Genomic DNA, 19,530 nt, shown 5'->3' with positions numbered 1-19,530 from the left:
GCCTTGCATGCGCAGGCTGAAGATCGTCGCCGTGTCCGCAATGATTGCGGCCGCGCTTTATGGCTGTTCCAAGAGCGAGGCCGCCGGCCCGCCGCCCCCCGCCCCGGTCACCGTGGCCAACCCCCTGCAGGAACGCATCGTCGACTGGGACGACTTCACCGGCCGCTTCGAAGCGACCCAGCAGGTCGACGTCCGCGCCCGCGTCGGCGGCTATATCCAGTCGGTCCATTTCAAGGACGGCGACTACGTCCAGCGCGGCCAGCTGCTGTTCACGCTTGATCCGCGTCCGGCCCAGGCCGCCCTCGCCGCCGCCCAGGCCCAGGTCGCCCAGGCCAACGCCCAGGTGGCTCTGGCCCGCACCAATCTGACGCGCTCGCAAGGCCTGCTGGCCTCGCAAGCGGTCTCCCAGGCCGAGGTCGACGCCAACACCGGCGCCCTGCGCACCGCAGAGGCCAATGTCGCCGCCGCCCAGGCCAATGTCCGTTCCGCCCAGCTGCAGGTCGAGTTCACCCGGGTGACCGCCCCGGTCTCGGGCCGCGTCTCCAACCGCCGCACCGATCCGGGCAACCTGGTCGCCGGCGGATCGTCGGCCGCCGACGTCCTGACCACCATCGTGTCGTCCTCGCCGATCTGGTTCGTCTTCGACGGCTCGGAAGCGACCCTGCTCAAGTACCAGCGCCAGGTCCGCGCCGGTAAGGGCGCCCCGGTCCGCATCCGCCTGCAGGACGAGGCCGAGTTCAGTCACGCCGGTACGCTCGACTTCACCGACAACGCCATCGATCCGTCGTCCGGCACCATCCGCCTGCGGGCCATCATCCAGAACGGCGACGGCTTCCTGAAGCCCGGCATGTTCGGCCAGATCCGCGTCGCCGGCGCCGGCGCCTATGACGCCCTGCTGGTCCCGGATTCGGCGGTCTCCGCCGGCGCCGACCAGCGCACCGTCGCGGTCGTCGCGGCCGACGGCACGGTCACGCCGCGCCCTGTGGTCCTCGGCCCGCTGATCGACGGCCTGCGCGTGATCCGTTCGGGCATCACCGCCCAGGACCGCGTCATCATCAACGGCGGCTCGCGCGTTCAGCAGCCCGGTCAGAAGGTGAAGGCCAACCCCGGCCGCATCACCCATACGCCGACGGCCAACGCCGCCCCCGTCACCTATGCCCCCCCGGCCGCCACGGCGACCTCAGCCAGCGCTCTCTCGGGCAGCGTTGCGATCGGCGACTGATCCACACATGAACATCTCCCGCTTCTTCATCGACCGGCCGATCTTCGCGGCCGTGCTGTCGGTGGTCATCACCATCGTGGGCATCGCCGCCTATCCGCTGCTGCCGCTTTCGCAGTACCCGGAGATCGCGCCGCCCACGATCACCGTCAACGCCGCCTTCGCGGGCGCCTCGGCCGAGACCCTGGCCGAGACCGTCGCCGCCCCTATCGAGCAGGAAATCAACGGCGTTGAGGACATGCTCTACGTCACTTCCTCGTCGACCTCCGACGGGGCGGTGGCGATCACCGTCACCTTCAAGCCGGGCACCGACCTCGACAAGGCCCAGGTGCTTGTCCAGAACCGCGTCGCCCTGGCCGAGCCGCGCCTGCCCGATCAGGTGCGTCAGACCGGGGTCGTGGTCGCCAAGGCGTCGCAGGGCTTCCTGCTGATCGCCTCGGTCACCTCGCCGGACGGCAGCCTCTCGAACGACTATCTGGGCAACTACGCCAACTCCACCATCCGCGACCGACTGTTGCGGATCGAGGGCGTCGGCGGGGTCACCGTCTTCGGCGGAGGCAACTATTCGATGCGCGTCTGGATCGACCCGGCCAAGGCGGCGGCCCGCAACCTGTCCGCCTCGGAAGTCATCGCCGCCCTGCAGGCCCAGAACGTCCAGGCTGCGGCCGGTTCGATCGGCGCCCCGCCCTTCGCCACCAACGCCGCCGCCTTCCAGCAACCCATTCAGGTTCAAGGCCGTCTGAACACGCCCGAAGAGTTCGGCCAGGTCGTGCTCAAGACCGACGCCAACGGCGCCGTGACCCGCCTGTCCGACATCGCCCGCGTCGAGCTGGGCGCCCAGGACTACGGCATCCGCGGCTTCTTCGACGGCAAGCGCGGCGTCGGCGTCGCCATCGTCCAGCAGCCCGGCGCCAATGCGCTCGGCACCGCCGAACGCGTCCAGGCCGAGCTCGAAGCCATCCGCAAGGACCTGCCGCAAGGCGCCGAGGTCAAGGTCGCCTACAACCCGACCGAGTTCGTCGCCGCCTCGGTCGAGTCGGTGCAGCACACCCTGGTGGAAGCGATCATCCTGGTCGTCATCGTGGTCATGGTCTTCCTGCAGACCTGGCGCGCGGCGATCATCCCGATCATCGCCATCCCGGTCGCCCTGGTCGCCACCTTCGCGGTCCAGCTGGCCCTCGGCTATTCGCTGAACTCCCTGTCGCTGCTCGCCCTCATCCTCGCCGTCGGCATCGTCGTCGATGACGCCATCGTCGTGGTCGAGAACGTGGAGCGATTGATCGGCGAGGGGCTCAGTCCACGCGACGCCGCCTATCGCTCGATGGAGGAAGTGTCCGGCGCCCTGATCGCCATCGGTCTGGTGCTGGTCTCGGTCTTCATCCCGACCATGTTCGTGCCGGGCATTCCGGGGATCTTCTATCGCCAGTTCGCGGTGACCATCGCCGCGGCCTCGGTGACCTCCCTGTTTGTCTCCCTGACCCTGTCGCCGGCGCTGGCCGCCCTGCTGCTCAAGCCGCACGCCGAAGGCCATGGCCATCGCAAGCCGGGCGTCTGGGGTTCGGTCGTCTGGTACGTCGGCCTCGGCGGACGCAAGTTCAACGAAGGCTTCGACTGGCTGTCGAACCAGTACGGTCGGGTCACCGCCAAACTGGTGCGTCTGGTCGCCATCGTCCTGGTCGTCTACGCGGGCCTGCTGGCCCTGACCGCCTGGCGTCTGGTCGACACCCCCTCGGGCTTCATTCCCGAGCAGGACCAGGGCTTCCTGATCGGCGTCATCCAGCTGCCGGCCGGTTCGTCCCTGGACCGCACCCAGGCAGTGATGCTGAAGGCCAAGGACATCATCCAGTCCAAGGAAGGCGTCAACGGCACCGTGGCCTTCGCCGGCCTCGACGGCTCCAGCTTCGCCTTCGGCTCCAACGCCGCGACCATCTTCGTCCGTCTGGACCCGTCCGAGGACCGCAAGTCCAAGGAGACCAAGGCGGCCGCCCTCGCCGGGGCCATCACCCAGGCCACCGGCGGCATCGAGGAAGCCAATATCTTCGTCATCGCCCCGCCCTCGGTTCAGGGTCTGGGCACCGGCAACGGCTTCAAGATGATGGTCCAGGACCGTTCCGGCGCGGGCTACCGTGCGCTGGAAGGCGCCACCTTCGCCATGATGGGCGCCGCAGCCCAGAAGCCCGACGAGCTGCAGCAGGTCTTCTCGACCTACAACACCGCCTCGCCGCGCATCGCCGCCGACGTCGACCGTGACCGGGCCCTGATGCTGGGCGTCCAGCCGTCCTCGGTGTTCAGCACCCTGGGCATCTATCTGGGCTCGTCCTACATCAACGACTTCAACATGGCCGGCCGCACCTACCGCGTCACCGCCCAGGCGGAGCCGTCCTATCGCGACGACCTGGCCGACATCGCCAATCTGAAGGTCAAGTCGGCCTCGGGCGCCATGGTGCCGATCGGCTCGCTGGCCAATCTGCGCCAGGACTCCGGTCCGTCGCGGATCGTGCGCTTCAACCTGTTCCCGGCGGCCGAGCTGCAGGGTCAGGGCGCGCCGGGCATCTCGTCCGGTCAGGCCATCGCCGACATGGAGCAACTGGCCGCGGCCACCCTGCCCCCGGGCTTCTCCTACGAATGGACCGAACTGGCCTTCCAGGAAAAATCCGCGTCCGGCGGCGCCGGTCTGATCTTCGCGATGTCCGTCCTGCTGGTCTTCCTGGTGCTGGCCGCCAACTACGAGGCCTTCACCCTGCCGCTGGCGGTCATCCTGATCGTGCCGATGTGCGTGCTGGCCGCCATGCTCGGGGTCAACGCCCTGGGTCTCGACAACAACATCCTGGTCCAGGTCGGACTGGTGGTGCTGGTGGCGCTGGCGGCGAAGAACGCCATCCTGATCGTGGAGTTCGCCAAACAGGCGGAAGAAGAAGGCCTGAACCGCTGGGACGCCGCCGTCTCCGCCGCCCGGACCCGTCTTCGCCCGATCCTGATGACCTCCTTCGCCTTCATCCTCGGCGTTCTGCCGCTGGTGCTGGCCGAAGGTCCAGGCGCCGAAATGCGCCAGGCCCTGGGCGCGGCGGTCTTCTTCGGGATGCTGGGGGTGACCATTTTCGGTCTGCTGTTCACGCCGGTCTTCTATGTGCTGACGCGCGCCATCGCGGCCCGCATCCCGCATGAGCCGTCCAAGACGCCGCCGGCCCCGACCACCGGGACCCCGCCGCAAGACCCCAACCAGCCGCTGCCCGCCACGGGCCCGGCCGGAGACCTCTGATGACTGCTCGTTCCTACGTTCAACGGTTCCTGACCGTCGCCCCGGCCGCCCTTGTTCTGGCAGCCTGCGCGGTTGGGCCGAAGGCGCCCGACGCCGACCTTCCCCCCCAGGCGTCGGGCGCCTTCATTGGCTCTTCCTCGACGGCGGTCACCTCGACCGCCGAGGCCCGCGACGACTGGTGGCGGCTCTATAACGATCCGACGCTGGACGGCCTGATCACCCAAGCCTTCGCCGAGAACAACCAGCTGGAAGCGGCCGAGGCCAATCTGCGCGCCGTCCGGGCCTCCCTCTCGGAAGCCCGCGCCGGCCGCCTGCCCTCCACCAACCTGAGCGCTTCGGCGACGCGCAGCCAGGGCTCGGCCGCGACCAGCGCCACCGGCGTTCAGGGGCCTGAAGTCGACACCTATGACGCCGGGATCAGCGCCTCCTACGAGATCGACCTGTTCGGCCGCGTGGGCTCCACGATCCGCGCCGCCCGCGCCGACGCCGACGCCCAGGCGGCGGCCGTCGACGTGGTCCGCGTCAGCGTCGCCGCCGAGACGGCCCGCGCCTATGCCGACGCCTGCTCCGCCAACGCCCAGATCGCCGTCGCCCAACGGAACCTGGACCTGCAGCAGAACACCGTCGACCTGACCCAGCGCCTGCTGGACGGCGGCGCCGGCACCGGTCTGGACGTCGCCCAGGCGCGCTCGACCCTCGCCCAGACCCGGGCGGCCGTGCCCTCGCTTCTGGCCGCCCGCGACGAGGCCCTGTTCCGCCTGTCGACCCTGACCGGCCGCACCCCGGCCGAGGCCTCGGAAGCGGCGAAGACCTGCGCCCGCCCGCCCCGGCTCAGCCAGCCGATCCCGGTCGGCGATGGCGCGGCGCTTCTGGCCCGTCGTCCCGACGTACGTCAGGCCGAACGTAACCTGGCCGCCGCGGCCGCACGGGTGAACGTGGCCACGGCCTCGCTCTATCCGACCATCAGCCTGGGCGGATCCTTCGGGTCGACGGCGCTGGACTCGGGCGATCTCGGCAAGGACGAGAACTACCGGTTCTCCTTCGGCCCGCTGATCAGCTGGTCCTTCCCGAACATAGCGGTGGCCCGCGCCCGGATCGCCCAGACGGGCGCCCTGAGCGACGCGGCCCTGGCGACCTTCGACCAGACCGTGCTGACGGCCCTGCAGGAGACCGAGACAGCCCTGTCCAACTACGCCAACGAACTGGACCGGCGTACGGCCCTGACCGAAGCGCGCGATCAGGCCGCGCGCGCCGCCACCCTGTCGCGCACCCGCTTCGACGCGGGCGCGGACAGCTTCCTGACGGTGCTGATCGCCGAACGGACCCTGGCCGGCGCCGAGGCGGCTCTGGCCCAGTCGGACGCCCTCGTCACCACCTACCAGATCGCCCTGTTCAAGGCGCTGGCGGGAGGCTGGCAGGCAGAGACCTGACCTCGAGCTCACACTCGAGCAAAGCAAAGGGGCCGGTGAGTGATCACCGGCCCCTTCGTCGTTTCAGGCGTCCGCCCGTCCCTTAAGGGACGGGGTTGCCGTTGACGTCCACCACCGTGACCGGACCCAGATTCAGGGCCTCGATCTTGGACTTCATCGCGGCCACGTCGCCGACGATGACCCAGGTCGTGGGGCCGGAGCCGACCACCGTCTGCGCCGCCGTCGCGGCCATGGCCGGGGTCGTGGAGTTCACCTCGCGGGCGTAGGCGGTGTAGTAGTCTTCCGGCAGGCCGTAGACGACCATGCGGGTCAGTTCGCCCATGACGGCGGCGTTGGTTTCCCAGCCGCCGGCCATGCCCTGGATCAGGTTGGCCTTGACCGCCGTCAGTTCGGCCTCGGTGACCGGACGCGAACCGACGACGTTCGTCAGCTCATTGCGAACCTCGGCCGCGCTCTCGGCGGTCTTGTCCGACTGGACCGCGGCGGTGGCGGCGAACATGCGCGGGCCGATGGCCGTGCGCACGCCCGACGAGGCGCCGTAGGACCAGTGCTTGTCTTCCCGCAGGTTCATGTTGATCCGGCTGGTGAAGGCGCCGCCCAAGGCGGTGTTGAAGGCGTCCTGACGCGGCTCGGTGGCGGCGTCGAACGGCGCCGTCAAGCGGCCGGCGGTGATGATCGCCTGCGGACCCGGACGGTTGACCAGCAGCACGCGCGGCTGGGCCGGAGCGGCCATGACCGAGGTCGCGGGCTTGGCCGGCAGCGGGGTCGCGGGCGCCTTCCAGCCGGCGAAGGCCCGTTCTAGCTGCGGCTGCAGCTCGGCCAGGGTCGTGTCGCCGACCACGACCAGGGTGGCGTTGTCGGGACGGAACCAGGTCGCGTGATAGGCCTCGGCGTCGGCCGGGGTCAGGGCCTTGACCGTATCCTCGGTGCCGCTCGTCGGACGGCCGTACTGGCTGTTCGGGCCATAGACATTGGCGGCCAGAACGCGGCCGGCGATGGCGCCCGGGCTACGATTCGACTGCTGGATGCCGGCGACCTGCTGGGCCTGGGCGCGGGTGAAGTCGGCCGGGCGGAAGGCCGGGTGCTGGATCACATCGGCGTAGAGGGCCAGCGAAGGCTCCATCCGGGTCGCCAGCGCCGTCATCGAGATGCTGGAGTAGTCCGCGGCCGAGCCGGCGCCCAGGGTCGCGCCCAGGAGCTGGGTGCGGTCCGAGATTTCCAGTGCGTCCAGGGTGTCGGTGCCGTTGGTCATCACCGTCGGGGCCAGCGAGGCGATACCGGCCTTGTCGGCGGCGTCGGTCGCGGAACCCGCATTGACGATCAGGTTCATCGACACGGTCGGCACGCCGTCGCGCGGCGCCAGAACCACCTTCAGACCGTTCGACAGGGTGGCGTGCTGCACCTCGGGGAAGATGGCGGCGGGAACGGCGCCCGTGGCGGGCACGCCGTGGGTCCGATCGACGCCCGTCGTCGCGGCGGCGTAGTCGGGCATCGGCAGGACATCGAGCGTATAGCTGCCGTCCGTCAGCCACTGGCGGCCGGCGGCGGTCAGATTCGCCGGGGTGGCGGCCAGGACGCGCTCATAGCTTTCCTTCCAGGCGTTCGGATCGCCGTGGAACACCTGGCTCTCGGCCAGCAGGTCGGACTTGCCGCCGAAGCCGCCGATGCGCTCGGTGCCGCGCACCAGGCCGGCGCCCTGAACCGTGCGGGCGCGCTCCAGCTCCTCGGCGGTCGGGCCGTCGCGCAGCAGTTTGGCCATCTCTTCATCGACAATGGCCTCGATGCGGTTGAGGTCCTGACCCGGCTTGGCGGTGACGATGACCAGGAACTGGCTGCCGATCTCGCTCTCGTTCTGGCCAGCGTTGACGCCGACCGCGACCTGATCGTCGAACACCAGACGCTTGTAGAGGCGCGAGTTGCGGCCCGAGGACAGGACCTGGCCCAGCAGGCCCAGATAGTCGCTGTCGGCCGTACCGGCTTCCGGGGTATTCCAGACCTTGTAGATGCGGGGCTGGCCGACGCGGTCGTACATGGTCTCGGACTGATGGCCGACCATGGGGGCGATCATCCGGTTGGGATGGGTGACGGGCGGTCCGGCGGGGATGTCGCCGAAATACTGCTCGACCTTGGCCTTGGCTTCCTCGGGCGTGATGTCGCCGGCCAGGACGATGGTGGCGTTGGAAGCGCCATAGTAGTCGCGGAACCAGGCCTTGACCGTATCCAGATCGGCGGCGTTCAGGTCGTCCATCGAGCCGATGACGGTGTGGCCATAGGGGTGGTCGGCCGGATAGGTGGCGTTGGTGATCGCGTCCCAGACGCGGCCGTAGGGCTGGTTCTCGCCCTGGCGCTTCTCGTTCTGGACGACGCCGCGCTGCTCATCCAGACGCGCCTGGTCGATGGCGCCGACGAGGTGGCCCATACGGTCGCTCTCCAGCCACAGGATCGAATCCAGGGCGGAGGTGGGGACGTTCTGGAAATAGTTGGTGCGGTCGGTGTTGGTGGTGCCGTTCTGGTCGGTCGCGCCCAGCAGCTCGGTGGCCTTGAAGAAGTCGTTGTTGAAGTTCTCCGAGCCGTTGAACATCAGGTGTTCGAACAGGTGGGCGAAGCCCGACCGCGCGGCCGGCTCGTTCTTGGAGCCCACGTGGTACCAGATGTTGACCGCCACGATCGGAGCCTTGTGGTCCTCGTGCACGATCAGGGTCAGGCCGTTGTTCAGGACGAATTTCGTGAACGGAATGTCGATCGGCGGCAGCGGCGCCAGACGCTCGCCACGCTGCGTAGCGCCGGCGGCGGGGGCAGCCGGTTCAGGCGTGGCCCAGGCGGCGGAGGCGAATGCGACGGAGGCGGCGACGCCTCCCATCAAGGCTAGGCGGCGGGCGGTCGAACGCATGAAATCCTCCGAATGCGAGGGGCCCAGCTGGGCCGTTACAGCTGCGTAGCCCGCTGATCGCCCCCGGCAAAGCAACGTTTCCTGAACTTTTGGTCATGTTCGGGCGGGTTATCGCGAACCGTTCGCAAACAAGCGTCACGACACAGGGTCAGTTCGTCCTCGGCTTTGCACATCGTCGGCAAGATCATGCCGAACACTGTCCGAAAACCCCACTCCCGAGAAAATCATTTGCCGAAAAGCCTGTTTTTGGCTTTATGCGCGTATGCAGAACAAAGGAACATCCGGGCCGAAGGGCTTCGTCGTGCAACCGCGTCGTCTTCCCAAGACGACAGCGTCCGTCCGCGTGCAGGATTTTGGCGAGATCATCGTCAAACCGACGACCGAGACTATCGAGGTCCAGGCCGGGCGTTGCACCGACTGCGGCGTGCCCTTCTGCCAGAACGCCTGCCCGCTGCAGAACAACATCCCCGACTGGCTTGGCCTGTCCGCGCAAGACGAGATGCGCGAAGCGTGGCGCGTCGCCTCGGCGACCTCGACCATGCCCGAGATCTGCGGCCGCATCTGTCCGCAGGACCGGCTGTGCGAAGGCTCCTGCACCCTGAACCAGTCTGGCTGGGAAGCCGTGACCATCGGCTCGGTCGAGGCCTTCATCGGCGACACCGCCTTCGACAACGGCTGGGTCGAGCCGATCCGTCCGGCGCATGAGCGCGGCCAGTCCGTCGGCATCGTCGGCGCGGGCCCGGCCGGTCTGGCCGCCGCCGACCGGCTGCGCAGCGCGGGCTACGCGGTCACCGTCTATGATCGCCACGACCGTCCCGGCGGCCTGCTGATCTACGGCATCCCCGGCTTCAAGCTGGAGAAGCGCGTCGTCCAGCGCCGCACCGACCGTCTGGCCGAGGGCGGCGTGGAGTTCGTCCAGAACTGCAACGTCGGCGTCGACGTCACCCTTGAGGAACTGCGCGAGCGTCACGACGCCGTGCTCCTGGCCATGGGCGTCTATCAGGCGCGCGCCCTGTCGGTTCCCGGCGGCGGTCCCGGCGACACCGTCGCGGCCCTCGACTATCTGATCCATCAGAACCGCCGCGACCTGGGCGAACAGGACGGCGACGGCTGGCACCACGCCAAGGGCCGCAAGGTCGTCGTGGTCGGCGGTGGCGACACCGCCATGGACTGCGTCCGTACCGCCATTCGTCAGGGCGCCGAATCTGTCGTCTGCCTCTATCGCCGCGACAAGGAGAACATGCCCGGTTCGGCGCGCGAGGTTCAGAATGCCGAGGAAGAAGGCGTCATCTTCGAATGGCTGGGCGCGCCCAAGGCCCTGATGTCGCGCGACGGCTCGGTCTCGTCCGTCCGCGCCGCTCGCATGGCCCTGTCGGAGCCCGAGTTCGGCAAGCGCCGCGAGATCGTCCCCGTCCCCGGCGGCGACTTCGACCTGCAGGCCGATCTGGTCATCGAAGCCCTGGGCTTCGAGCCGGAGCAGTTCGCCGCCCACCACAATGAGCTGTCGCTGACGGAGTGGAACACGGTCGCGACCGCCCGCTCGGGCTTCGCCACCTCCCTGCCCGGCGTCTACGCCGCCGGCGACGCCGTTCGCGGCGCCTCGCTGGTCGTGTGGGCCGTGCGCGACGGCCAGGACGCCGCCGCCGAAATCGACCGTTATCTGCGTACCCAGACCGAGGAGCAGGCCGCATGACCTGGCTCAACCAATACACCGCGGACCGTCAGCGCCTGATCGACGCCCACGCCTATGAGCCCGCGTCCGAGAAAGACGCCTGCGGCGTCGGCCTCGTCGCCGCCATCGACGGCAAGCCGCGTCGCGAAGTCGTCGAATACGCGATCAAGTCGCTGAAGAATGTCGCCCACCGCGGCGCCGTCGATCCCGATGGCCTCTCCGGCGACGGCGCCGGCCTGATGGTCGAGGCCCCGCAGGCCTTCTTCGCCGAACAGGTCCGCGTCATCGGCCAGACCCTGCGTCCGGGCCCGATCGCCATCGGCCAGATCTTCCTGCCGCGCACCGACCTGGGCGCCCAGGACCGCGCCCGCGCCATCGTCGAAAGCGAAGTGCTGCGCGCCGGCTTCTATATCTATGGCTGGCGCCAGACCCCGATCGACCTGTCGGTCGTCGGCTCCAAGGCCGGGGCGACCCGGCCCGAGATCGAACAGATCATGCTGGCCACGCCCGCCCATCTCGCCGACCCTGAGGCCGGCGAGGATCTCGAGCGCGAACTCTATCTCTGCCGCCGCCGGATCGAGAATGCGGTGGCCGCCGAGGCGGTGCCCGGCTTCTACGTCTGCTCCCTGTCGGCCCGGTCGCTGATCTACAAGGGGATGGTCCGCGCCGAGCTGCTGGACCAGCTCTATCCCGACCTGCTGGATCCGACCTTCCAGTCGGCCTACGCCATCTTCCACCAGCGCTACTCGACCAACACCTTCCCCGAATGGCGGCTGGCCCAGCCGTTCCGGATGCTGGCCCACAACGGCGAGATCAACACGCTGAAGGGTAACCTGAACTGGATGCGGTCGCACGAGATCCGCATGACGGCCCAGGCCTTCGGCGACCACGACGAGGACGTGAAGCCGGTCGTTCAGGCCGGCGGCTCCGACTCGGCCGCCCTGGACAATGTGTTCGAGGTTCTGGTCCGCGCCGGTCGTCCCGCGCCCATGGCCAAGGCCCTGCTGATCCCCGAGGCCTGGGCCCGCGACGAGGGGCTGATGAAGGGCGACCACCGCGCCCTCTACGCCTACTGCAACGCGGTCATGGAGCCGTGGGACGGGCCCGCCGCCATCTGCGCGACCGACGGCCGCTACATCGTCTGCGGCAAGGACCGCAACGGCCTACGTCCGCTGCGCGCCATGGTCACCCACGACGGCCTGCTGCTGGCCGGGTCCGAAGCGGGCCTCGCCGGCCTGCCCGAAGCCCGTATCGCGCGCCGCCTGCCCATCGGCCCCGGCCGGATGATCGTCGCCGACCTGAAGACCGGGACCATCCTCGACGAATCCGAGGCCATCGACGCCCTGGCCGCCGCCCACCCCTATCAGGAGTGGCTGGACAATATGATCGATCTGGAGCCGGTCATCGGCCCCGGACCCGAGCCGCGCGCCGCCACCGGCGAGGCCCTGACGCGTCGTCAGATCGCCGCCGGCTACTCCAGAGAAGACCTCGACATGCTGCTGGATCCGCTGATCCGCGACGGCAAGGAGGCGGTCGGCTCGATGGGCGACGACACTCCGCCGGCGGTTCTGTCGGACCTGCCGCGTCCACTGGCCCACTATTTCCGCCAGAACTTCTCCCAGGTCACCAACCCGCCCATCGATCCCCTGCGCGAAGCCGGGGCCATGAGCCTGAAGACCCGGTTCAAGAACCTCGGCAACATCCTCGCCGAGGAAGAGGCCCAGACGAACGTCTTCGTCCTGAACAGCCCCATCCTGACCACCGGCATGTACGAGCGGATGCTCGGCGTCGTCGGCGCGGGCACCACCGTGACCATCGACTGCTCATACCCGCTACCGGCCGAGGGCGACCGCCCGGGCGTCGGGATGCGCGCCGCCATCGACCGTATCCAGTCCGAGGCCGAGGCCGCGGTGAAGTCGGGTTCGGCTCTGGTGGTCCTGACCGATGAACGCGCCTCGGAAGAGCGCATCACCATCCCGATGATCCTGGCCACGGCGGCGGTGCACCTGCGTCTGACCGACAAGGGACTGCGCAGCTTCGTCTCCATCGTGGTCCGTTCGTCGGAGGCGCTGGAGCCGCACGGCGTCGCCGTCCTCGTCGGCGTCGGGGCCACGGCCGTGAACCCCTGGCTGGCCCAGGAGATGTTCCAGGAGCGTCTGGATCGGGGCATGTACCCCGGCCTGTCGCTGCGCGACGCCTGTCTGAACTACAAGGCGGGTCTCGAGGCCGGTCTGATGAAGACCCTGGCGCGCAAGGGCATCTCGGTCATCTCCGCCTACCGCGGCGGCTGCGAGTTCGAGGTTCTGGGCCTGTCGCGCGCCCTGACCGCCGAGTTCTTCCCCGGCGCCCCGTCGCGCATCTCGGGCATCGGCCTGGCCGGTCTGGAACAGCAGGCCCTGCGTCGCCACGCCCAGGCCTGGACCGAGGCCACCCCCTCCCCGGCCATCGGCGGCTTCTTCCGCATTCGCGCCGGTCAGGAGAGCCACGCCCACGACGCGAAGACGATCCACCTGCTGCAGGACGCCTGCAACCGCGGCGACTACAAGCGCTTCAAGCAGTACACCGACGCCATCCGCGCCCAGCCCGACAACGCCCCGCGCGACCTGCTGGACTGGCGCGAAGGCCTGTCGCCGGTGCCCGTCTATGAGGTCGAGAGCGTCTCGGAGATCAGGAAGCGCTTCCTGACCCCCGGCATGTCGCTGGGCGCCCTCAGCCCCGAGGCGCACGGCGTCCTGAACGTCGCCATGAACCGCATCGGCGCCCGCTCGGTCTCCGGCGAGGGCGGCGAGGATCCCGAGCGCTATGCGACGCGCGCCGACGGCGACAACATGAACTCGGCGGTCAAGCAGATCGCCTCGGGCCGGTTCGGCGTCACCGCCGAATATCTGAACCAGTGCCGCGAGATCGAGATCAAGATCGCCCAAGGCGCCAAGCCCGGCGAGGGCGGTCAGCTGCCCGGCTTCAAGGTCACCGAGTTCATCGCCCGCATGCGTCACTCGACGCCGGGCGCGACCCTGATCTCACCGCCGCCGCACCACGACATCTATTCGATCGAGGATCTGGCCCAGCTCATCTACGACCTGAAGTCGATCAACCCGGACGCCCGGGTGACGGTCAAGCTGGTCTCGGCCTCGGGCATCGGCGCCATCGCCTCCGGGGTCGCCAAGGCCAAGGCCGACGCCATCCTGATCGCCGGCCACAACGGCGGCACGGGCGCCTCGCCCCAGTCGTCGATCAAGCACGCCGGCCTGCCGTGGGAGATCGGCCTGGCCGAGACCCATCAGGTGCTCAGCCTCAACAATCTGCGCAGCCACGTCGTGGTCCGCGCTGACGGCGGCATGCGCACCGGCCGCGACATCGTCATCGCCGCCATCCTCGGCGCCGAGGAGTTCAACATCGGCACCGCCTCGCTGATCGCGATGGGCTGTCTGATGGTGCGTCAGTGCCATTCCAACACCTGCCCGGTCGGCGTCTGCTCGCAGGATCCGCGCCTGCGTGAGAAGTTCACGGGCACGGCCGACAAGGTCGTCAACCTGTTCAGCTTCATTGCCGAGGAAGTCCGCGAATACCTGGCCATGCTGGGCGCGCGGACGCTGGACGAGATCGTCGGCCGTACTGACCTGCTGCGTCAGGTGCGTCGCGGCGGCGCCCATCTGGACGACCTCGACCTCAACCCCCTGCTGGTCCGTGTCGAGGCGCCCGAGAAGAAGCTGTGGGCCGAGAAGGGCCGCGCCGAGGTGCCCGCGACCCTGGACGCCCGCGTGCTCAACGACGCCTGGGCCTTCCTCGACCGGGGCCAGACCTCGGAGCTCAGCTATCCGATCTCCAACGTCATGCGCACCATCGGCGCGGGCGTGTCCTCGGCCATCGTGCGCCGCTGGGGCCCCACGGGTCCGACCGGCGTCCTGACCCTGAAGCTGCAGGGTTCGGCCGGCCAGTCCTTCGGCGCCTTCTGCGCCAAGGGTCTCAAGCTGGAGCTGACCGGCGAGGCCAATGACTATGTCGGCAAGGGGCTGTCTGGCGCCGACATCGTGGTCAAGCCGATCGAATACCGCGAGCACCAGCCGGCGGTTGGCAACACCACCCTGTACGGCGCGACCTCGGGCCGGCTGTTCGTCGCCGGTTCGGCGGGCGAGCGGTTCGCGGTGCGCAACTCCGGCGCCGAAGCCGTGGTCGAGGGCCTGGGCGCCCACGGCTGCGAATATATGACCGGCGGCCGCGTCGTGGTCCTGGGCCCGGTGGGCTGGAACCTGGCGGCCGGCATGTCCGGCGGCGAGCTGTTCGTGCTCCAGGACCGGGCCCAGATCGACCTGGCCCTGAACGGCGACCTGGCCTCGGTCGCGGCCCTGACCCCGGCCGCCGCCGACCGTCTGGAGGCCCTCGTGCGCGCCCATGCCAAGGCCACGGGTTCGCCCCTGGCCAAGCGCCTGATCGCCAACTGGGCCGAGAGCGTCACCCGCTTCGTGCGCATCGTTCCGATCCCGGTCGCCGAGGCGGAGGCCAAGCTTGACCATCCGGAGGCCGTGCCCGCATGATCCGGGTTCCTCCCTGTTTTCTCTAGTCGATAGGCCTCCCCGCCGATGACCCTGATCCGCCGCCTCGCTTCAATTCCATTGATGGGGGCGGCGCTTCTCGCCCTCACCGCCGCGCCTGCTTCCGCGGCGGCGCCCGCCCTGCTGGGCCATCAGGCCGTTCTCGACCTGAACTCCGGCGCCAGCGCCTGGCTGCTGACCTCGACGGCCCTGGTCCTGATGATGACCCTGCCGGGTCTGGCGCTGTTCTACGGCGGCATGGTCAGGAAGAAGAACATCATCTCCGTCATCGCCCAGTCGACGGCGGCCTTCGCCGTCGTCTCGGTGCTCTGGTTCATCGCCGGCTACAGCCTCGCCTTCGGCAAGGGGCCGGACGCGGTCAACGGCTATATCGGCGGGCTGCAGGCGACCTTTCTGAACGGCGTCACCTCGACCACGGCCCACAGCCTCCTGCCCGGCATTCCGGAGCTGCTGTTCGTCAGCTTCCAGATGACCTTCGCCATCATCACCCCGGCCCTGATCGCCGGCGCCTTCGCCGAGCGGATGAAGTTCTCGGCGTCCCTGCTCTTCTTCGGCCTGTGGCACCTGATCGTCTATGCGCCGATCTGCCATCAGGTCTGGGGCGGCGGCTATCTGGGCTCGCTGGGCGTGCTCGACTTCGCCGGCGGCGCGGTCGTCCACGTCAACGCCGGGATCGCCGGTCTGGTCTGCTGTCTGGTGCTGGGGCCGCGTCACGGCTTCGGGCGCGACAACATGGCCCCGGCCAACCTCGCCTATACCGCCATCGGCACGGGACTGCTGCTGGTCGGCTGGCTGGGCTTCAACGCAGGCTCGGCGGGGGCCGCCGATGCGCTGGCGGGCACGGCCTGTTTCAACACCATCCTCGCCGCCGCGGCCGCCTCGCTGGGCTGGCTGGCCATCGAATGGATCGAGAAGAAGAAGCCGACCCTGTTGGGTTTGCTGTCCGGCATCGTCGCCGGTCTGGTCGCCATCACCCCGGCGGCCGGCTTCGTCGATCCCAAGGGCGCCTTCTTCATCGGCGTCATCGCGGGCCCGGCCTGCTACGCTGGCGCCGTCTGGCTCAAGCATGCGCTCAAGTATGACGACAGCCTCGACGCCTGGGGCATCCACGGCATCGGCGGCATCGTCGGCGCCCTGCTGACGGGCGTCTTCGCCTCGGCCGCGGTCAATCCGCTGTCCGGAGGCGCCTCGATCGTGAAACAGGCCATCGGCCTGGGCGGCGCCATCGCCTGGAGCGCGGTCGGCACCTTCGTCGTCCTGATGATCTGCAAATTCACGGTCGGCCTGCGCGTCACCAAGGAAGGCGAGGTCGAAGGCCTCGACTACTCCGAACACGGCGAAAGCATTCACAGCTGACGACCGCCGCCCATTGACGAAGCCCCTTCCATCCGGCCCCATGCGCGCCGTCTGGAAGGGGCCTTCACATGAACTCTCGCGTCGCCATCGGCATCGCCGCACTGTTGCTCACGACCACCGCGAGCGCGGCCTTCGCGCAGACGACGCCAACCCCCGCCGCGACGCCCGCGCCCAGCCCCGCGCTCGCAACCCTGCTCACCGACTACGAGGCCTTTCTCAAGGCCAACGACCCGATCTCGGCCGGGTTCGAGGGGGATCAGGCGGCCAAGTCGAAACTGCCCGACGTCACTCGCGCCGCCGAGGTGGCACAGCAGGCGCCGCTCGAGGCCTTCCTCGCCCGCGCCCAGGCCATCCCGACCGAGGGCCTGTCCTCCGACGACCGGCTGAACCGCGATTTTCTGATCTGGGTGCTGAAGCGCGCCGTCGAATCCATCCGCTTTGACAGCGGCCGTCTGGCCTTCACCTCGGAGGGCGGGATCGGTCAGAACATGGCCTATGTCGCCTCATCGACCCGGATCACCAATCGCGCCGACGCCGACGCCTGGATCGCCCGTCTGGAAGGCCTGCCCAAACTCTATGACGACAGTCTGGACAACGCCCGGCGCGGCCTGACCACCGGCTTCACCCAGCCGAAATCGGTGACCGAAAGCTACCTCGTTTCACTGCGCAACGAGGTCGCCTTCACGTCCGAGACCGACCCGCTTCTGAAGCCCTTCGCCACCCTGCCCGCCTCGATCCCCGCGGCAGATCAGGCGGCGCTCAAGGCGCGGGCGGCGGCCATCGTGGCGGACCAGATCAACCCGCGCCGCCGTCAGTGGCTGGCCTTCGTCCAGGATGACTACCTGCCCGCCGCCTCCGAGGTCGTCGGCATCGGCTCCCGCCCGGGCGGCGCGGACTACTACGCCTTCCAGGCCCGCTCCTATACGACCACCGATCTGACCCCGGCGCAGATCCACCAGATCGGTCTCGACGAGGTGGCCCGCATCCGCGCCCGCATGGATGTGGAGATGAAGGCCGCAGGCTGGACCGGCGACTTCGCCGGCTTCCTCCAGCACCTGCGCACCGACCCGCAGTTCTACGCCACCTCGCGCGAGGACATGATCGAGAAGGCGTCGGAAATGGCCAAGCGGGCGGACGGCGGCCTACCGGCCCTGTTCCGCACCTTGCCCCGCCTGACCTACAATGTCCGACCCGTGCCGCTGGACATCGAGGACACCTATACGACCGGCCGCTACAACGGCGGCTCGCTCGCGGAGGGGGTGCCGGGCGGCTATATCGTCAATACCGGCAAGCTCGATCAGCGGCCGCTCTATGAGCTGCCCGCCCTGACCCTGCACGAGGCCGTGCCCGGCCACCACATCCAGATCGCCCTGCAGCAGGAAGCGGCCCAGGGCCCCTACTTCCGCCGCAACGTCGACGTCACCGCCTTCACCGAGGGCTGGGGCCTGTATTCCGAGTTCCTCGGCGAGGAGATGGGCTTCTATCGCACCCCGGAGGAGCGCTTCGGCCGGCTGTCCTACGAGATGTGGCGGGCCTGCCGTCTGGTCGCCGACACCGGCATGCACGCCATGGGCTGGACCATCGAACAGGCGCGTCAGTGTTTCACCGACAACTCGGCCCTGTCGCCGCACAACATCGAGACCGAGCTGCAGCGCTACATCGGCTGGCCGGGTCAGGCCCTGGCCTACAAGATCGGCGAAATCCGCCTGCGCGCCATCCGCACCCGCGCCGAGACCGAGCTGGGGCCGAAGTTCAACGTCCGCGACTTCCACGACGCCCTGCTGGTCGACGGCCCCCTGCCGCTCGACCTGCTGGACCAGCGCATGGACGCCTGGATCGCGGCGCAGAAGGCGAAGTAAGCCTCAGCCGCTCATCCCCGCGAAGGCGGGGACTTCGGCAGGTCGATCGCGGCCAGTTTCCAGCCGAAGACGTTGCGGCGGTCCATCAGCAGATCGACATACTGGTCCGGCTCGTCTTCGCGGGTCAGCCGGATCGCGAAGGTGTTGAGGCCGCGATAGCTGTAGGTCTGATGGACCTTGCTCGACGGCTCGTCCGGCACATGGGCCCGGTTGCGGGCGACGCTCTTCGCGCTGGGGACTTCGCCCGAACGCACCATGGCGGCGACGGCCTGGGGCGTGACGAAGGCATCGACGGCGCCGCTGATCAGGGTCGGCGCCAGGATCATGCCCAGGCCGCTGAGACCGCCTGCGCGGTCACCGAGGTCGGACCGCATCTGCTCGACCAGCTTGGCGTTCAGCTCTTCCTTCATACTGGTGCGGAAGGCCGGGAAGTCGACCAGCTGTTCCAGCTTGGCCTCATCACCCGCCTTGGCCGCCGAGATCAGGCCGCGCACAGCCAGCAGCGGCGAAGCGAAATAGGCCGCGAAGAAGAGGGCGAGGACGCCGCCGAGGACGATGAGCTGGGTCTTGCGGTTCATTGGTGCTCCTCGAACCGCAACGCGGCGCAGGCTTGACGGTTTCGAGGGGTAATCAAGGCGCGACGGATCCTTCCGGAGGGAGGCCGATATGCACCAGTTTCCATTCGAACGGCCCCCGCCGCTCGAAGGTGAAGATCGTTGACGCGTGGGCGTCGTCGGCGACGCTCAGCCGGGCGCGGTTGACGCTCCAGTAAACCGGTCGGGGAAGCACCATCTGCGGGTCATCGTCCACGGGAGGATGACCCGAGACCCGTCCCATGCCACCCGTCAGCCCCAGCAGTGCGGCCGGCGTCAGATAGGTGTCCACGTCAGGCTGGGCGACGATCGGATGGTCCTGGAACTGCCGCCGGACCGCGCCGATCGGATCCTCCAGGAAGGACGGCGGCGGCGCCAGGGTCTCCGCCTGCCCGGTCAGTTGGGGCCGCAACGACTGGCGCACGGCCGGGTAGTCGATCAGCTGGGCCAGCCCCGCGGCATCATTGGCCTGGGCCGCCGCACGGATGCCGAAGAAGGCGACGGCGGGGGCGATGAAGAAAGCGACGACGGCGGCGACCACGCCGACGACAATCAGGTTCAGAATCAGCCGCTTGAACGAGGGATCGCGGCGCGACGCGGCCTTGCGGGCCTGGGAGCGCGCCCAGACCGGCTGATAGTCGGCGTCCTTCGACGTTTCGTCGCTCACGGCCTGTCCCTCACACGTCCCCCGACGGCTTC

10 protein-coding genes are annotated in these 19,530 nt (G+C 69.0%); 7 read left to right on the top strand and 3 right to left on the bottom strand.

Annotated elements, in window-relative coordinates:
- Window positions 1-7 precede the first annotated feature (7 nt).
- The 3 genes from AC1ROD_RS04265 to AC1ROD_RS04255 are packed head-to-tail and all read left to right on the top strand — an operon-like array spanning window position 8 to window position 5,908.
- Window positions 8-1,222, top strand: a complete 1,215-nt coding sequence (locus AC1ROD_RS04265; RefSeq protein ID WP_492947008.1) for an efflux RND transporter periplasmic adaptor subunit — start codon at window positions 8-10, stop codon at window positions 1,220-1,222.
- Window positions 1,223-1,229: 7 nt separating this feature from the next.
- Entirely contained in the window at window positions 1,230-4,478 is a 3,249-nt protein-coding gene (locus tag AC1ROD_RS04260; protein ID WP_492947007.1) for an efflux RND transporter permease subunit, read from the top strand.
- Window positions 4,478-5,908: an efflux transporter outer membrane subunit gene (locus AC1ROD_RS04255; protein WP_492947006.1), complete on the top strand. Its 1,431-nt coding sequence runs from the start codon at window positions 4,478-4,480 to the stop codon at window positions 5,906-5,908. Before AC1ROD_RS04260 ends, AC1ROD_RS04255 begins: the two co-directional genes overlap by 1 nt.
- Window positions 5,909-5,990: 82 nt before the next feature.
- Here the strand turns inward: AC1ROD_RS04255 and AC1ROD_RS04250 are convergent, their stop codons facing one another.
- On the bottom strand, window positions 5,991-8,798 hold the full coding sequence (locus tag AC1ROD_RS04250; protein ID WP_492947005.1) for a M16 family metallopeptidase: 2,808 nt from the start codon (window positions 8,796-8,798) through the stop codon (window positions 5,991-5,993).
- A gap of 262 nt (window positions 8,799-9,060) precedes the next feature.
- Here AC1ROD_RS04250 and AC1ROD_RS04245 point away from each other — a divergent pair, with 262 nt between their 5' ends.
- The 4 genes from AC1ROD_RS04245 (at window position 9,061) to AC1ROD_RS04230 (ending at window position 18,238) form a co-directional block, all read left to right on the top strand.
- A complete protein-coding gene (locus AC1ROD_RS04245; RefSeq protein ID WP_492947004.1) occupies window positions 9,061-10,491 on the top strand; it encodes an NAD(P)-dependent oxidoreductase in 1,431 nt (476 codons plus the stop codon).
- Window positions 10,488-15,005 carry a glutamate synthase large subunit gene (gene gltB, locus AC1ROD_RS04240; protein WP_492947003.1) on the top strand — a complete coding sequence of 1,506 codons (4,518 nt, stop codon included), beginning with the start codon at window positions 10,488-10,490 and terminating at the stop codon, window positions 15,003-15,005. The genes AC1ROD_RS04245 and gltB overlap by 4 nt, the downstream gene beginning before the upstream one ends.
- 81 nt (window positions 15,006-15,086) lie before the next feature.
- Window positions 15,087-16,379: an ammonium transporter gene (locus AC1ROD_RS04235; RefSeq protein WP_492947732.1), complete on the top strand. Its 1,293-nt coding sequence runs from the start codon at window positions 15,087-15,089 to the stop codon at window positions 16,377-16,379.
- 68 nt (window positions 16,380-16,447) lie between these two features.
- On the top strand, window positions 16,448-18,238 hold the full coding sequence (locus AC1ROD_RS04230) for a DUF885 domain-containing protein (protein ID WP_492947002.1): 1,791 nt from the start codon (window positions 16,448-16,450) through the stop codon (window positions 18,236-18,238).
- 11 nt (window positions 18,239-18,249) lie between these two features.
- On the opposite strand, the gene AC1ROD_RS04225 is transcribed toward AC1ROD_RS04230, so the two are convergent.
- Window positions 18,250-18,816, bottom strand: coding sequence for a DUF2939 domain-containing protein (locus AC1ROD_RS04225; RefSeq protein WP_492947001.1), 567 nt, complete (start codon window positions 18,814-18,816; stop codon window positions 18,250-18,252).
- Between the two features lie 52 nt (window positions 18,817-18,868).
- Entirely contained in the window at window positions 18,869-19,498 is a 630-nt protein-coding gene (locus AC1ROD_RS04220) for a DUF2939 domain-containing protein (RefSeq protein WP_492947000.1), read from the bottom strand.
- Between the last annotated feature and the right edge of the window lie 32 nt (window positions 19,499-19,530).

The organism is Brevundimonas sp. GW821-FHT12E07, from assembly GCF_058807035.1.
Note: the sequence above shows the minus strand (reverse complement) of the source record. Positions and strands in the feature narration are given on the sequence as shown.

Coding starts and splice junctions, on each gene's coding strand:
- AC1ROD_RS04265 (WP_492947008.1), top strand. CDS start 8: ATGCGCAGGCTGAAGATCGTCGCCGTGTCCGCAATGATTGCGGCCGCG.
- AC1ROD_RS04260 (WP_492947007.1), top strand. CDS start 1,230: ATGAACATCTCCCGCTTCTTCATCGACCGGCCGATCTTCGCGGCCGTG.
- AC1ROD_RS04255 (WP_492947006.1), top strand. CDS start 4,478: ATGACTGCTCGTTCCTACGTTCAACGGTTCCTGACCGTCGCCCCGGCC.
- AC1ROD_RS04250 (WP_492947005.1), bottom strand. CDS start 8,798: ATGCGTTCGACCGCCCGCCGCCTAGCCTTGATGGGAGGCGTCGCCGCC.
- AC1ROD_RS04245 (WP_492947004.1), top strand. CDS start 9,061: ATGCAGAACAAAGGAACATCCGGGCCGAAGGGCTTCGTCGTGCAACCG.
- gltB (WP_492947003.1), top strand. CDS start 10,488: ATGACCTGGCTCAACCAATACACCGCGGACCGTCAGCGCCTGATCGAC.
- AC1ROD_RS04235 (WP_492947732.1), top strand. CDS start 15,087: ATGGGGGCGGCGCTTCTCGCCCTCACCGCCGCGCCTGCTTCCGCGGCG.
- AC1ROD_RS04230 (WP_492947002.1), top strand. CDS start 16,448: ATGAACTCTCGCGTCGCCATCGGCATCGCCGCACTGTTGCTCACGACC.
- AC1ROD_RS04225 (WP_492947001.1), bottom strand. CDS start 18,816: ATGAACCGCAAGACCCAGCTCATCGTCCTCGGCGGCGTCCTCGCCCTC.